Origin of the sequence: Brevibacterium sp. UCMA 11754, assembly GCF_021532275.1 — a bacterium.
In the GTDB taxonomy this organism is placed as follows: domain Bacteria; phylum Actinomycetota; class Actinomycetes; order Actinomycetales; family Brevibacteriaceae; genus Brevibacterium.
In genome coordinates this window covers 1-13,993 of sequence record NZ_JACBOT010000006.1, presented here as the reverse complement: position 1 = coordinate 13,993, position 13,993 = coordinate 1, and the positions used below count along the sequence as shown (strand labels likewise).

Annotated in this window: 15 protein-coding genes and 1 riboswitch; of the genes, 5 read left to right on the top strand and 10 right to left on the bottom strand. The window is 63.7% G+C overall.

Features of this window, described 5'->3' with window-relative positions; all coding sequences use genetic code 11:
• Window positions 1–6: 6 nt before the first annotated feature.
• The 4 genes from HX613_RS02635 to HX613_RS02620 all read right to left on the bottom strand — a co-directional run bounded on the left by HX613_RS02635 (window position 7) and on the right by HX613_RS02620 (window position 4,093).
• Window positions 7–1,128: a bifunctional 2-methylcitrate synthase/citrate synthase gene (locus HX613_RS02635; RefSeq protein ID WP_235343942.1), complete on the bottom strand. Its 1,122-nt coding sequence runs from the start codon at window positions 1,126–1,128 to the stop codon at window positions 7–9.
• The gene (gene prpB / locus HX613_RS02630; RefSeq protein WP_235343941.1) at window positions 1,125–2,030 is read right to left on the bottom strand and encodes a methylisocitrate lyase; all 906 of its coding nucleotides are present in this window, start codon (window positions 2,028–2,030) and stop codon (window positions 1,125–1,127) included. Before prpB ends, HX613_RS02635 begins: the two co-directional genes overlap by 4 nt.
• Window positions 2,030–3,526 (bottom strand): MmgE/PrpD family protein, encoded by a 1,497-nt coding sequence (locus HX613_RS02625; RefSeq protein ID WP_235343940.1) that lies wholly within the window; start codon window positions 3,524–3,526, stop codon window positions 2,030–2,032. Before HX613_RS02625 ends, prpB begins: the two co-directional genes overlap by 1 nt.
• A 264-nt stretch (window positions 3,527–3,790) precedes the next feature.
• Window positions 3,791–4,093 carry a putative quinol monooxygenase gene (locus HX613_RS02620; protein WP_235344105.1) on the bottom strand — a complete coding sequence of 101 codons (303 nt, stop codon included), beginning with the start codon at window positions 4,091–4,093 and terminating at the stop codon, window positions 3,791–3,793.
• 60 nt (window positions 4,094–4,153) lie between these two features.
• On the opposite strand from HX613_RS02620, the gene HX613_RS02615 reads away from it, so the two are divergent.
• Both HX613_RS02615 and HX613_RS02610 read left to right on the top strand, forming a co-directional pair.
• On the top strand, window positions 4,154–4,693 hold the full coding sequence (locus HX613_RS02615; RefSeq protein ID WP_235343939.1) for a DUF4916 domain-containing protein: 540 nt from the start codon (window positions 4,154–4,156) through the stop codon (window positions 4,691–4,693).
• A 113-nt stretch (window positions 4,694–4,806) separates the two neighbouring features.
• The gene (locus tag HX613_RS02610) at window positions 4,807–5,715 is read left to right on the top strand and encodes a universal stress protein (RefSeq protein ID WP_235343938.1); all 909 of its coding nucleotides are present in this window, start codon (window positions 4,807–4,809) and stop codon (window positions 5,713–5,715) included.
• A 34-nt stretch (window positions 5,716–5,749) separates the two neighbouring features.
• Here the strand turns inward: HX613_RS02610 and HX613_RS02605 are convergent, their stop codons facing one another.
• Window positions 5,750–7,465 (bottom strand): fibronectin type III domain-containing protein, encoded by a 1,716-nt coding sequence (locus tag HX613_RS02605; protein WP_235343937.1) that lies wholly within the window; start codon window positions 7,463–7,465, stop codon window positions 5,750–5,752.
• A gap of 114 nt (window positions 7,466–7,579) precedes the next feature.
• A riboswitch (TPP riboswitch) is annotated at window positions 7,580–7,688 on the top strand.
• A gap of 23 nt (window positions 7,689–7,711) precedes the next feature.
• Between HX613_RS02605 and HX613_RS02600 the strand changes: the two genes are divergently transcribed.
• The 3 genes from HX613_RS02600 to HX613_RS02590 are packed head-to-tail and all read left to right on the top strand — an operon-like array spanning window position 7,712 to window position 10,706.
• Window positions 7,712–8,341 (top strand): ECF transporter S component, encoded by a 630-nt coding sequence (locus HX613_RS02600; protein WP_235343936.1) that lies wholly within the window; start codon window positions 7,712–7,714, stop codon window positions 8,339–8,341.
• Entirely contained in the window at window positions 8,341–9,876 is a 1,536-nt protein-coding gene (locus HX613_RS02595; RefSeq protein WP_235343935.1) for an ABC transporter ATP-binding protein, read from the top strand. The genes HX613_RS02600 and HX613_RS02595 overlap by 1 nt, the downstream gene beginning before the upstream one ends.
• Window positions 9,873–10,706, top strand: coding sequence for an energy-coupling factor transporter transmembrane component T family protein (locus HX613_RS02590; protein WP_235343934.1), 834 nt, complete (start codon window positions 9,873–9,875; stop codon window positions 10,704–10,706). The genes HX613_RS02595 and HX613_RS02590 overlap by 4 nt, the downstream gene beginning before the upstream one ends.
• Here HX613_RS02590 and HX613_RS02585 read toward each other — a convergent pair.
• From HX613_RS02585 to HX613_RS02565, 5 genes are all read right to left on the bottom strand, one after another.
• Window positions 10,703–11,248 (bottom strand): hypothetical protein, encoded by a 546-nt coding sequence (locus HX613_RS02585; RefSeq protein WP_235343933.1) that lies wholly within the window; start codon window positions 11,246–11,248, stop codon window positions 10,703–10,705. The two genes, HX613_RS02590 and HX613_RS02585, sit on opposite strands and share 4 nt — an antisense overlap.
• A 75-nt stretch (window positions 11,249–11,323) precedes the next feature.
• The gene (locus tag HX613_RS02580) at window positions 11,324–11,644 is read right to left on the bottom strand and encodes a putative quinol monooxygenase (RefSeq protein ID WP_204234828.1); all 321 of its coding nucleotides are present in this window, start codon (window positions 11,642–11,644) and stop codon (window positions 11,324–11,326) included.
• 63 nt (window positions 11,645–11,707) lie between these two features.
• On the bottom strand, window positions 11,708–12,475 hold the full coding sequence (locus HX613_RS02575; protein WP_235343932.1) for a class I SAM-dependent methyltransferase: 768 nt from the start codon (window positions 12,473–12,475) through the stop codon (window positions 11,708–11,710).
• A 14-nt stretch (window positions 12,476–12,489) separates the two neighbouring features.
• A complete protein-coding gene (locus HX613_RS02570; protein ID WP_235343931.1) occupies window positions 12,490–13,092 on the bottom strand; it encodes a class I SAM-dependent methyltransferase in 603 nt (200 codons plus the stop codon).
• Complete coding sequence (locus tag HX613_RS02565) at window positions 13,089–13,979, bottom strand: LysR family transcriptional regulator (protein ID WP_235343930.1); 891 nt, start codon at window positions 13,977–13,979, stop codon at window positions 13,089–13,091. The genes HX613_RS02570 and HX613_RS02565 overlap by 4 nt, the downstream gene beginning before the upstream one ends.
• Between the last annotated feature and the right edge of the window lie 14 nt (window positions 13,980–13,993).

Genomic DNA, 13,993 nt, shown 5'->3' with positions numbered 1-13,993 from the left:
GGTTCTTCAGCCCCGGTCTTCGGGGACCTCGCGCTGCTCGTGACCGCCGTATGCGCTCAGCGGACGGATCAGAGCGTTGTTGGCCTGCTGTTCCATGATGTGAGCGGTCCAGCCGGTGATGCGGGCCATGACGAAGATCGGGGTGAACTGATCGGTGTCGAAGCCCATCAGGTGGTACGCCGGACCTGAGGGGTAGTCGAGGTTCGGGTAGATGCCCTTGCGTGAAACGAAGTCTTCTTCGAAGGCATTGTAGAGATCGAGGAGATCGGTTGCACCCTTGGCCGCGACCATGTTCTCGAAGGCCTTTCGCATGGTCGGAACTCGGGAGTCGCCGTTCTTGTAGACACGGTGTCCGAAGCCCATGATCTTGGCCTTCTTCGCCAGGGCATCGTCGATCCACGCCGATGCCTTGTCGGCGGTGCCGACCTCTTCGAGCATCGCCATGACGGCCTCATTGGCACCGCCGTGCAGGGGGCCTTTGAGGGCGCCGATGCCACCGGCAACTGCCGAGTACAGGTCGGCCGTCGTCGAGGTGATGACGCGGGTGGTAAACGTCGACGCGTTGAACGAGTGCTCCGCGTAGAGGATCATCGAGATGTCGAAGCAGCGCACGACCGCCTCGTCGGGAACCTCATCGAAGACCATCTTGAAGAAGTTCGCGGCGTAGTCGAGGTCCTCGGTCGGAGCGACCGGGTCGAGGCCGTGGCGGCGACGGTGGTCGATGGCCACGATCGTCGGCAGCTGGGCATAGAGACGTTCAGCCTTGGCCAGGTTGGCCTCTTCGCCTTCGACGTCTGCGTCAGGATCGACGGCGCCGAGGTAGGACACTGCAGTCTGCACCACGTGCATCGGGTGGCAGTCCTTGGGCAGGTCGAGGATGAGCTGGACGAGCTTGTCGTCAACGGTGCGCTGTGAGCGCTCGCGGGCCTTGAATTCGTCGAGCTGAGCCTTCGTCGGCAGTTCACCGTTCCAGATCAGGTAGGCGACGTCTTCGAAGTTGCGCTCGGCAGCGAGTTCCTGCACGGGATACCCACGGTAGGTGAGCGAGTTCGTTTCCTGGACTACCTTCGAAACGGCCGTGGTGTCGACGACGACGCCGGCGAGGCCCTTCTTGATTTCTTCGGTCACTGGTGACCCTCCTGTGAAAAGTTGAATACGGCTGCGTCAAAATCGTTGTACGCAGCGTAGTCGATCGTGTCGTAGAGGTCCGCACGGGTCTGCATTCCCTCGAGCAGGTCCACCTGGGTGCCCTGATCTCGAATGGTCTGCAGGCCCGATTTGATCGCACCCATGGCGAGACGCAGAGTTGTGACCGGGTAGATCACGACTTTGACTCCGACGTTCGCCAACTGTTCGGTCGTGAACAGTTCGCTCTTTCCGAATTCTGTCATGTTCGCCAGAATCGGCACATCCACGCTGCTGGCGAATTTCTCGAACTCGCTCAGGTCGCGCATGGCTTCGGGGAAGATCAGGTCCGCTCCGGCGTCGACGTAGGCCTTCGCGCGATCGATCGCCGCGTCGAGTCCTTCGCCTGCGCGGGAGTCGGTGCGGGCGCTGATGACGAAGTTCTCATCCCGACGGCCCTTGACGGCGGCGGCAATGCGCTTGCTCATCTCAGCAGCGGTGACAACCTCTTTGCCGTCGAGGTGGCCGCAGCGCTTCGGATTCACCTGATCTTCGAGGTGCATCCCCGAGATTCCGGCGTCTTCGAATTCCTGGATGGTGCGCGCCACGTTCATGGCTTCGCCCCAGCCGGTGTCGGCGTCGATGAAGGTCGGCAGGTTCGTCACCCGGGCGATGCTGCGGCCGTGATCGGCCACCTCGGTGAGGGTGGTGAGTCCGATATCGGGCAGGCCCATGGCGGCGGAGAAGGCACCACCGGAGATGTAGACGCCCTCGAATCCGGTCTGCTCGATGATCTGAGCGTTGATCGGATTGATGGCGCCGGGGAACTGCACGATCTGGTCACCGGCGAGGAGCTCACGGAACTTCTTCCGGCGCTCGGCCGGCGTTGCGGTTGCCCCCAACATCAGAAGATGCCCTTCGAGCCGGTGTGCTCGAGTCCGTCGACGGTGAAGCTGAGTTCGGCAACACCCTTCGCGTCGAGGTTCTCGAGGTTCTCGGCCAGGTCGATGAAGCGAGTCTGCTCTGCACCGGTGAGGATGCCCTCGGACAGGGTCTTGAACTTCTCGATGTAGTTCGCGCGGGCGAAGGGACGGGCACCGAATGGGTGCGCGTCGGCCACGGCGATCTCGTCGACCAGGGTCGACCCGTCCTCGAATTCGATCTCAACGCGGCCGCCGAAGGCCTTCTCATTGGGATCGGTCGAGTGGTAGCGGCGAGTCCATTCCTTGTCTTCGGTGGTCTCGATCTTGTGCCACAGCTTGACGGTCTCCGGACGTCCGGCACGCTCGGGAGCATAGGAGTGCTCGTGGTGCCAGCCCTGGTCCTCCATGGCCACGGCGAAGATGTACATGATCGAGTGGTCGAGGGTCTCGCGGCTGGCCTTGGGATCCATCTTCTGCGGGTCGTTCGCGCCGGTGCCGATGACATTGTGCGTGTGGTGCGAGGTGTGGATGACGATGCGCTTGATCTTCGTCAGATCCTCGATCTCGCCGCCGAGCTTGCGGGCTAGGTCGATGAGGGCCTGCGCCTGGTACTCGGCCGAGTGCTCCTTGGTGTAGGTGTCGAGGATCGCGCGCTTCCCCTCTCCGGCACCGGGCAGAGGAACGGTGTAGCGAGCCTCGGGGCCCGAGAGGATCCAGGCGATGAAGCCGTCTTCACCTTCATAGATCGGGTTGGGCGCACCCTCGCCGCGCATGGCACGGTCGACGGACTCGACGGCCATCTTGCCGGCGAATGCGGGAGCGTGTGCCTTCCACGAGGAGATCTCGCCCTTGCGGGACTGACGGGTCGCGGTGGTCACGTGCAGGGCCTGCTGGATCGCCTGGAAGGTGATTTCGGTGTCGAGGCCGAGCATGGCGCCGATGCCGGCTGCTGCGGATGGGCCGAGGTGGGCGACGTGGTCGATCTTGTGCTCGTGCAGGCACATTCCCTTGACCAGGTCGACCTGGATCTCGTAGCCGGTGGCGATGCCGTTGATGAGGTCCTTGCCGCTGATGCCCTTGTGCTGGGCGACTGCAAGGACTGGTGGGATGTTGTCGCCGGGGTGTGAGTATTCGGCGGCGAGGAAGGTGTCATGGAAGTCGAGTTCACGAACGGCGACTCCGTTGGCCCAGGCGGCCCATTCTGGGGAGAAGTGCTCGCCCAGGGGCAGACCGAAGACGGTGGCTCCGGGTGAGTACGGGTGGGTCTGTGCCTGTTCACGGGCGTGCAGCGGGGCCGAGCGGCGCACCGAGGCTGCGGCCACCGAGGCGTTGTCGATGACACGGTTAATCACCATTTCGGTGACCTCTGAGTCCACCGGAGTCGGGTCTGAGGCGACCTCGGCGATCTTCCAGGCGAGTTGGTCTTCGCGAGCCAGGTTCTCTGAGCTCTTGTGCGTGCGGACTTCATGATTGATCATGGTTAACCCCTTCAAACGTCCTTGACCGTTCAGGTCTTCCAGTGGCTGACACAACTGTAGGCTACGTCACGTCGCTGTCACGGTCTGGTCAGAATTTTATCTCGACATCAAGATACTTTACCCGACCGCACCGAGTTCCCACCACCCGGTCTCGCAATGCCGATCCGGCGCCGTTCGCTCGCGCAGCCGCGGTATTCTTCGCTCGCACAGCCGCGGTGTGGGAGAGCCGCACAGAAGTGAGGAACCACCCCGGAGAAACGAGACTCAGTCGTGCAAAGGTGACCCTGCGATGTCGAAGCGGTAGCCTCCGAATTCACCGGAGAGCATGGGGCGGGCCTCCGCGATCGAGGCCTGGACTTCGGACAGCTGCAGGGACTCTCGGTGTGCATCCTCGCTCTCCCAGAGTTCGATGACGAAGACGGTGTCGGGCTGATCATCACTGACTCCGACTTCATAGCTCAGGCAGCCGATCCGCTTGAGATAGTCGTTGCGACGAGTGAGGAGAGCAACCAGGACGTCGCGCTGTCCGGGCAGTGTCCCGAGGGTGCCGACGTTCGCGAAGACCATGGTCTCAAGGATACCAGCGGGCGTGAACTGCATCACGTGCCGATGTGCCACAATTGAGCCATGACGCGCACTGCTCTGGACTTCGACGATAACTGGTTCGACGATGCCGAGTTCGCTCAGCTGCGACGGCGACTGCCCATCCCCTATGTCAATGCGATTCCGGTGCGGGTGGGCGAATCGGGAGACGTCGAGCGGATCGGCCTCCTGCTGCGCAGCCTGGACGATGGAACACTGGGTCGAGAGGTCGTCGGCGGGCGGATCCGCTTCCACGAGAGCATCCGCTCAGCGCTGATGCGCCATGCAGAGAATGACCTCGGACCGATGGCACTGCCGGTCATTCCGCCTGCGATCGCACCGTTCCACATCGCCGAGTACTTTCCCACCGAAGGCTCGTCCCTGCTCCACGACCCCCGCCAGCATGCGATCTCGATGTGCTTCATCCTCGAAGTCCGAGGCGAGTGCACTCCTCGCGCGGATGCACTGAGCCTCGATTGGCTGACACCGGAGGAAACGCTGCGCTCGGACATCGTCGGCGAGATGTGCCACGGTCAGGAGCACATCCTCCGCTACGCACTGGCCCATATGGGCTTCGCAATCTGACAATTTTCTACACTCTGTAGAAGTCCCTTGGTAGACTGAGTCCACGAGGACGGTTCTGATGACGGGGCCATCGTCCTCGTCCGGGTATAGTCGGCCCCCACTGGAGGTCTGCCATGACTGCCGAGAACCACACCGCTGACCAGACATCGACGAACCTCGGGATCCTCGTCGGTTACGACGGCTCCGAACTCGCCGCGCGCGCTTTCGAGTACGGGGCAGCCGAGGCCGCTCGCCGCAGCGCCGCTCTCACCGTCGTCGCCGCTTATACCGTTCCTGCGATGATCTATCCGAACATCGCATCAATGCCTCAGGAGAACGAGGAGCAGGCCTCACTCCGAGCGGTCGAAATACTCCTCGGCGAAGCGGCCGGACTCCTGCGAGACCATGTAGGCAAGGTCTCCTACCGCGCCGATCGGGGAGACGCGGCTGGGGTGCTGAAGGATCTGAGCGCACACTCACGGACAGTGGTCGTGGGCGCGAGAGGCCGCGGCGGATTCATGGGCCGAATTCTCGGCTCGGTTTCCACAGCACTGCCTGCCCACTCCCACTGCCCGACGATCGTGGTCCCGGGCAACCGAACCGAGACTGACGACGCCCCGGTGGTCGTCGCCGTCGACGGCTCGGATGCCGGACGCCTGGCGATGTTCACCGCCGCCGAGGTGGCCAACTCGCGACATGCCGCACTCGACATCATCTCCGTCCTCCCAGCCGGCGAGGAATGGCTCTACTGGTACCCCGAACTGGAGCTGAGCGCCGAGGTCTCGGATCGGAGGAAGAAGCAGCTCGAGGCAGCGCTCGAGGCCGAGGTCGCGGCAGTGGCTCAGCAGTTCCCTGATCTGCAGGTCAATGCCGAGGTGCCCATCGGAGACCCGACCGAGATCCTCGTCGAAGCCGCCGAGACCGCACAGCTGACCGTCCTCGGCACACGCGGACGTGGAGCAGTTCGAAGTGCATTTCTGGGCTCCGTGTCACGTGGAGTCCTCCACCGCGCGGACGGTCCGATCATGGTCGTCCCGAGCTGAGCTGGCGGCGTCAGCGCTGACCGCGCAGGCAGCGTCAGCGCAGACTGCGCCAGCGCCTTGACACGAACAGCAGCACCGCCCCGATGATGATTGCGGTGGCACCGACAATGATCGGCACACCGAGCTGAGTGCCGGTGCGCGGGAGATCGCCGGCGTCCGCATCTGAACCCACGTTCGCCGAGGTGGCACCCGAGCTGGACGCAGCAGAGGTGGCATTCGCCTGCGCGCCGGCTTCCACGCCGGCAGTCGTGCCGTCGGTCTCGTTTGTGCCGTGCGTCTCGGTCGTACCGTCAGACTCGTTTGTGCCGTCAGTCTCGGTCGTACCGCCGGCTTCGGCGGTGTCCGAACCCGAGTCAGCTTCAGTCTCTGGAACGTCATTTCCTGCGCGGGTGATCTCGACATCGTCGATCTTCTCGGACGCTGCCTGCGCTTCCGGCTCCTGTGCACCGCCTGCTGGGACCTCATAGGTCGTTGCCTGCAGAGCTTCGTCACTCACCCGCACTCGAGTGAAGGTTGGGGTGTCGTTGTGCACGCTCTTGGCCTCCCATTCCAACCCCGGAACGTAGTCGTAGTACTTCGAACCCGAGGATGAGGTCAGCGTCAGGTACATCGTCTGCCCTTCCTCTTTTTCCTGCTCGAAGCCGGCGTCGGAATCTCCGACCTTCTTACCCTCGGAGTCCATGAGAAACGTCCGGTTGTAGATGTGGTCGTGACCGGACACCACGAGGTCGATGTCGTTGCGCGCAGCAACCGGTGGAATCGCCTCACGCAGCTTCTTCACATCAGGGTCGCTGTTATGCGTCGCGGTCGAATAGATCGAGTGGTGGAAACCGAGGACCTTCCACCGGGCCTCGTCGCCGTGCTCCTTGACGACTTCGTCGATGAATTCGGCGTGCTCGTCGGTGTCATGACTGTTCGAATTGATGTTGATGAACAGAACCCCGGAATCGATGAACCAGTAGTCCCCGCCGGAGGTGATGGCTCCACCTTCACCGTGGTCCGAGCTGACGTTGGGCCGGTTGAAGTGCTGCTCATGGGACTTCGACGCGACATCATGGTTGCCGATCGTCGTCGCCTGCGGAACAGTTGTCGTCGCCTCAGGTGCCAAGTACTCCTCGTACTGGCCCTGGTCATCGGCGGAGTTCACCTGATCACCCAGAGAGTAGACCAACCGCGGATCCTGCGCTGTCCCCAGCGCCGAGGTGAGCGTCCTGTTCCAGCCGGTCGCATCGTCAGGATTGCCACCACCGGCACCGATCTGCGGGTCGCCGAAGACAAGGAACTCGCTGTCCCCACCTGCTGTCCCCGTATCGAACTGCGCCACTGATGAGAAGCCGTCCTCCTCGCTTCCGACCTGGTAGACGTATTCGGTGTCCGGCTCCAGCCCGGTCATACTCGCATGGTTGTAGTGGCGCTTGAGATCAGTTGAGAGCCCGGACTCCGTGGTCGTGGCGCGCTTGGCATCGGCGGGAAGGTCCCGCCCCTCAAGTTCGGAAGCCTTGGCCCACCGGATCTCTCCCCCGCCGCCGCTCTCACTCATCCACGACAGGTTACGCGTTCGCTCGTCGGCTCCGATTTGGAGGACGGGATCGGTGATCGCGGATGTCCGTTCCTGGCTCCTCACAGTGGGGTCACTGCCGAGCGTCTCTTCCTGGGCATGTGCCGAAACCGGGGCCGACACGAGCGCGGCCAGCAGCGCCAACGCGGACAGGAAGCCCAGTGGCCTGATCAGATGATGTTGTGCTTTCACCCGACCATTCCTACCCATCGGTAATGAAAGCTCCAACCCCTAAGGGCGGCTGCCGAGTCAACGGCAGGTGAATTTTTCGCCACGGGCGTTGCCGTGAACTGCTGTACAGTTGGCCCTACACGACAGGGGAGCGCCGACAGGGGCGCTGAGAGTGCAGATGAAGCTGCAGACCCTCGAACCTGATGCGGCTAGCACCGCCGAAGGAAGTCGAGACTCTTCTACCCCTCCTTGATATGAGGAGGCACAATGCCAGAAACAGCCGCGCCTGAATCCACTTCGAAGACCGCGCGAAACCATTCCCACATACCGACGACGAAGCAGTGGCGGGTCGTTGACTATGTCGTCACCGCTGTGCTCGGGATCGGCGTCGGACTCATCTTCTGGGTCCTGGCTCTGAGTTGGAAGGTCCTCGAACTCGGGTTCCAGACCTTCCCGCCCTCGATCGGCCTCATCGCCGGGCTCTGGGTCCTCGCCGGTCCCCTGGCCGGGATCATCATCCGCAAACCCGGTGCCGCACTGCTGTGTGAGATGATCGCCGCCATCGTCGAGGCAGTGCTGGGCTCCCACTTCGGTGCCACCGTCCTGTTGTCCGGACTGGTCCAGGGCCTCGGCGCCGAACTCATCTTCGCAGCCTTCGGGTATCGAAAGTTCAACCTGTGGGTCACGAGCCTGGCCGGCCTCCTGGCCGCTGCGTTCATGTCCGTGAGCGAGAACATCATGTACAACGCAGCGTGGCAGTTCAGCTTCCAAGCCGCCTACGCGGTGTGCGCGATCGTCTCCGGCGTCGTCATCTCCGGCATCGGCGCCTGGTTCGCCTACCGTGCGATCGCGAAGACCGGGGCGCTGAGTTCCTTCGCCTCCGGTCGCCTGCGCTGATGGCCCTGCCGATCAACGCCCACGGCTTCTCGTGGCGCCACGCTGATCGCGAGCAACCTGCGTTCGGCCCCCTCGACCTGCACATCGACGCAGGTGAGAAGGTGCTTCTTCTGGGTCCATCCGGGGCTGGCAAGACCACCCTGCTGCATGCGATCGCCGGGGTCCTGCCCGCCGAATCCGGTGAAGCCGCCGGCGAGCTGCTCGTCGGTGACCTGCCACCCGATCCGCGCCGAGGTGAGACCGGGCTGGTCCTGCAGGATCCCGATTCGCAGGTCATCTTCTCCCGCGTCGGCGACGATGTGGCATTTGGTATGGAGAACCTGGGCCTGCCTGCGGAGATCATCGATGCCCGCATCTCCACCTCGTTGCAGACGATGGGCCTCGATCTGCCTCATGACCATCCCACCGCAGCTCTGTCCGGGGGTCAGAAGCAGCGGCTGGCGCTGGCCGGAGTCCACGCGATGGCCCCACAGGTGATCATCCTTGACGAGCCGACGGCGAATATCGATCCGGACTCGGCCGCCTCCATTCGTGATGCCGTCCTCGATACCCAGGCGGCGACCTCGGCGACGATGGTCATCGTCGAACACCGGGTCGAACTGTGGCTCGATCATGTGGACACGGTGATCGTCCTCAGCCCAGATGGGCTGCTCGCACAGGGCACACCGAGTTCGGTCTTCGGTGACCCCGAACTCGCCGAGGTGCTTCTCGAGTGTGGAATCTGGGTGCCGGGAACGACAGGATCCCTGGCCGGAGACGATCGGAATCCGGTGGAGTCCGTAGCGGGCGTTGCTGCGGTGTCTATCAGGGAGGTCGTCCTCTGGACCGAGCAGCTCAGCGTTGCTCGACCGAGGGTGAAGGCCCCGGCCGCGACCGGTCTCGATCTGTCCATTCGGGCTGGTGAGGCCGTGGGCATCGTCGGTGCCAACGGGGCCGGTAAGTCGACATTGGCCCTGACCTTGGCCGGCCTCATTCCCGAGTTCGGTGGAGAAGTCAGCGCGCTGGGCTCTCTGCGGGCTGGAGCCAAACAGGCCCGGCCCTTCCGCTGGCCCTCAGCATTTCTGGCTCCTCGTATCGGGATGGTGTTCCAGGTGCCGGAGCATCAGTTCCTGCGCTCAAGTGTCGCCGAGGAGCTGGCGCTGGGTCCGCGTCTGGCCGGATGGTCAGCTGGCCAGGTTGAGGAGCGTGTCGCCGAGCTGCTGCAGGCGCTTGGCCTTGAGACCCTCGCCGAGGCGCATCCGCAGGGCCTTTCGGGAGGTGAGAAGCGGCGCCTGTCGGTGGCGGCCATGATGGCACCCCGGCCGAAGGTCCTCATCGTCGATGAGCCGACCTTCGGTCAGGACGCCCTGACCTGGGCAGGACTGGTCGAGTTGTTCCTCGATGTCCTCGCACGCGGATCGACGGTGGTCGCCATCAGCCACGACCATGCCTTCCTCGAAGCGATCGGGGCCAGGCGCATCGTCCTCGGCGGTGCCAAGCAGCCCACAGTCGAGAAGACCCGAGCTGGAGACATCCGCGAAGGGCGAGAGAATTGAGTGCGGCAACACCGTCACCGGTCGCAGTCCACGATCCCGGTCAGCTCATTCCGCTTGTGCGCAGGACGGCGCTGGTCAGGTGCAATCCGCTGACGAAGATCGCGGTGGCGCTCATCCTCATGGTCGGGACGCTGCTGAGCATCGACATGGTCTCGGCGGGAATCGTCCTCGGGTTCTGCCTGCTTGCGCTGCCGGCGACGGGGCTCGACCTGCGGGCTGCGCTCAAACGGCTGTGGTTCCTGCCTCTCGGTGCGCTGTTGGCCGCGTGGGGCACAGCGATCTTGGCGGAGAAGACCGGCGCGGTGGTCATCGACGCCGGTCCGATCCTGATGACGACTGGTTCGCTGGGTGCTGCGGGGGCGATCTTCCTGCGCGCCCTGGCTCTGGCGATTCCGCTCATCGTGCTCGCTTCGACCATCGATCCCCGTGACCTGGCGGATGCGCTAGTCCAGCGACTGCGGCTGCCCGAGGTGGTCGTCGTCTCGGTGCTGGCGGCCAGCAGACTGCTTGGTCTGCTCGTCAGCGAATGGCAGACCCTGGCTATGGCCAGACGGGCCAGGGGCATAGCCGGCGGTTCCATCGTCCGGCGCACGCGCAGTCTGTTCGCCGGCATCTTCGTGCTGCTGGTGCAGTCGATCCGTCGCGGCACCACCTTGGCGATGGCGATGGAGGGCCGTGCGTTCGGTCGTCCGGGCCGGACCTGGCGTCGCGAGTCGACCTTCGGCTCCGGTGACCGTCTGGCGGTGTTGGTGTCTCTGGCAGTCTGTGCTCTTGCCATCGTGGCCGCACACATGCTCGGAACCTGGAATCCGATCGTCGGCGGGAACTAGATCTGAGAGAGAAGTCCTTTCAGGTCTGACCGCCATTCCTCGAGTCTCTCGGCGCTGGGCAGTTTGGATACTGTGAGGACGAGGAGTGTTCTGTTCTCGTCCTTCGGTTCGGCGGCGGCCTCGAACTTGGTTCCGTCCTCGAGGTTCGCCCGCCAGAAGGAGCGCTTCTCCGTCTTCGACGTGCGCGACTCACCGTCGAGGGCCAGGCCTGCCAGTGTTCCCTCATCGATGAGGAAGGCGAATCGGGTGATAACGTCATCTCGCTGACCGGTCACGGTGCGTGAGACCGCCACATCGAAGGTGCCGTCGGCCCGCTGGCCCGGCACTCGTCGGCCGATCTCCTGCTCGAAGGCGACGACCGCGCCTTGGACCCACCAGCCGTGCTTCTCGACGACCCCGTCGAACTGCGGGTAGAGGGCGTCGGCGAGTTCCTTGTGACTCGCCGACGCTCCCCCGGCCGCTTCAAGGCGGGCCCTGGTCTCCGCCCAGGGTTCTCCGAGGGCCTGCTCAATCGCCTGCACATTCATCGCTTTGGTCGCCATGAGTGAAGTCTAAGCAACTATCGCCCAACCGTGAATGCTCTGCGGGCCGATAATGCTCAGCGCTGCAGAGCGGCCTCAGTCGATCTGCAGTTCGCCCATCTCGTCCCAGCCTTCGCCGTCGATCTTGCGGGAGATGATCTTCGGCGTCGACGCCAGGTGCGGACGCATAGCCTCGAGGCCGGCAGCGAAGTGGTCGCTCTTGACGTGGGGCTCGGCCCCTTCGTCGGTGAATGCTTCGATGAGAACGAACTCGTTGTCCTTCTCCAGGCTCTTGGACCATTCGAACCACAGGTTGCCGGGCTCCTGTCGCACTGCCTCGGTGAAGGTGCGCACCGCCTCGGGGAACTTCTCGACGCTTTCGGGCTTCACGTCATACTTCACAACGATGAAAATCATGCTGACCGCTCCTGTGTTTGTGCGAGTTGAGTCGAACCGTGTCCGTCCGACGCAACCAGCCAATCATGTTTCGGCCTGCGCTCCAAGAGCCACGTCTGCGCTCACCGCTTCAACGATCATCAGCGGTTCGTCCGTAGATCCCGTGAACGGAGTACGATCCCAGTCCCGCCAGACATTGCGCACGGCCAGACCGGCGGCACCTAGATCGTCACGCAAAGTGTCGAACGTCCGGAACTGCAATCGCTGACTGACCTTGATCACCTCATCGGCATCAAGGAATTCGTTGACACTGTCCATGGTGATGATGCCCAGCTCGTCCGGCGCCGAGGTGGCCGTCGTTTCGCGCAGACGCCCCCCTGCGGTCTGCCGGGTCTCGGCATGCGTGTTCCAGTTCCGCCAGGCTTCAGCATCTGGATTGCGAGCTTCGAAGGCCACGATTCCGTCCTCGCGGAGTCCTTGGGTGATGTCGTGCAGCGTCGACTTCCACTCATCACCGAGGATGTGCATCGCGACGTTGCCGCTCATCACTATCAGATCGCTTGATTTCGTCTCAATCAGTTCCGATGTTCCCAGGCGCCATTCGACCATGTCCCCGCCGGGCCGTTTCGAAGCGATTTCGAGCATCGCTGCGGCAGGATCGATGCCGACGACGACGCGATCAGGTGCTGCCAGGGTTGCTGTGAGCGTCCCTGTGCCGCATCCCAGATCTGTGATGCAGGCGGCCGACAGGTCTCGTGCGAGTTCACGAAAGTAGTCGTGATCTGGCCCATCCGGATTGTCATCATCATATATGGCGGCGAGAAACTCGTCCTCATAGGCGCGATTGCTCACTTCAGAACCCGCGCTCACACACGTTCGGCGATGAGCACGAGGAAGCCGGAATCGGGCTCGAAGGGGTGGAGTTCCCAGGTGGACAGCTTGAGATTGACGAACATCCCGGTCGACTTCACATCGTCGATGAAGTCTGCGAAGTCATAGCCGCGGCCGGCCCCGAAGCCGGCGACGAAGCGTCCGCCGGATTTCAGCGTCGATCTGATGTTCGACAGGGTCTGGCGACGTGAGGCGGGATCGAGGAAGGACAGGACATTGCCTGCGCAGAACGCCACGTCGATGTCGGTGATGTTCGCGGCCGCGAAGTCGAATTCAGCCAAGTCGCCGGTGTGCCATTCACCGCTTGGGAAGTCCTCCTCGGCGACTGAGATGAGGAACTCATCGAGGTCTACGCCGTAGACGCTGTGCCCTTCGCTGATGAGCAGGCCACCGGCACGACCGGTGCCGCACCCGGCGTCGAGGATACGTGCCCCACGCGGTGCCATCGCATTGACGAATCTCGCCTCTCCCCCGATGTCGTGGCCGGAGGCGGCGAGTGTGCGCCACCGCTGCGCATAGTTCGCGGAATGGTCGGGATTGGTCTCACGGATGCGGTTCCACTGATGGTCGAAGCTCATGGCCCCATCCTAGGACGAAAGACCTCGGCCACCACCTCGGCGACAGCGGCGACCGGGTCTGCCGGGTCCGGTGAGGTCAGGACGATGATCTCCCGTCCGCCCGCCTCGGCGATGGGATGGAGGTCGACGTCGGGCCCGCCCAGGGACATCATGATCGGTGTGGCCAGGGTCAGCCCGAGTCCCGTGCCTGCCAGGGCGAGCGCGACGGCGGTGTCGGTGACGATGTGGGTCTCCTTCGCGGCGATCCCCAGCGCCGAGGTGGCTAGGCGCATCGCTCGACCGAAGAGTTCTTCGGCCGGTGGCAGGATCCAATCGGCCTCGGCCAGGTCCTGCGGTGTCGGTCTCGGTGCGCCTGCCGGCACGACGATGCCGAAGTCCTCACTGGCCACGGTCGTCCATCTCAGGCCCCGCATGGGCGGCAGCGGCACGGCCGGATAGTTGATCCCGATCCCTAAGTCGATGGCTCCGTCGATGACGGCCGCCGACATCGTCTCGACATTGATCTCGCGGGCCCGAACCTCGATATGCGGGTGCTGTTGGCCAAGGAGGCGCACAATGGACGGCAATGCCCTCGTCGATGCCGAACCGAAGACGCCGAGCGTGACGATGGCCTCGCTGCGGAAGTCTCTACCCAGCATCGCCATCTCTGCCTGTTTCTGGGCGGCGAGGATGCTTCGGGCGCGCGGAAGCAGAGTGCGACCGGCCTCGGCGAGGACCATTCCCCTGCCTCGGCGGAGGAACAGCTCGGAACCGACTGCTCGGCGCAGGGCGCTCATGTGCTGCGAGACCGCGCCGATGCTGTAGCCCAACTGTTCGGCGGCACGGGTCATCGACCCGAGCTCGGCCACCGTGACGAAGGTGCGCAGCTGCCCCAGAGTCCATGCCATGGCCACAGCCTAGC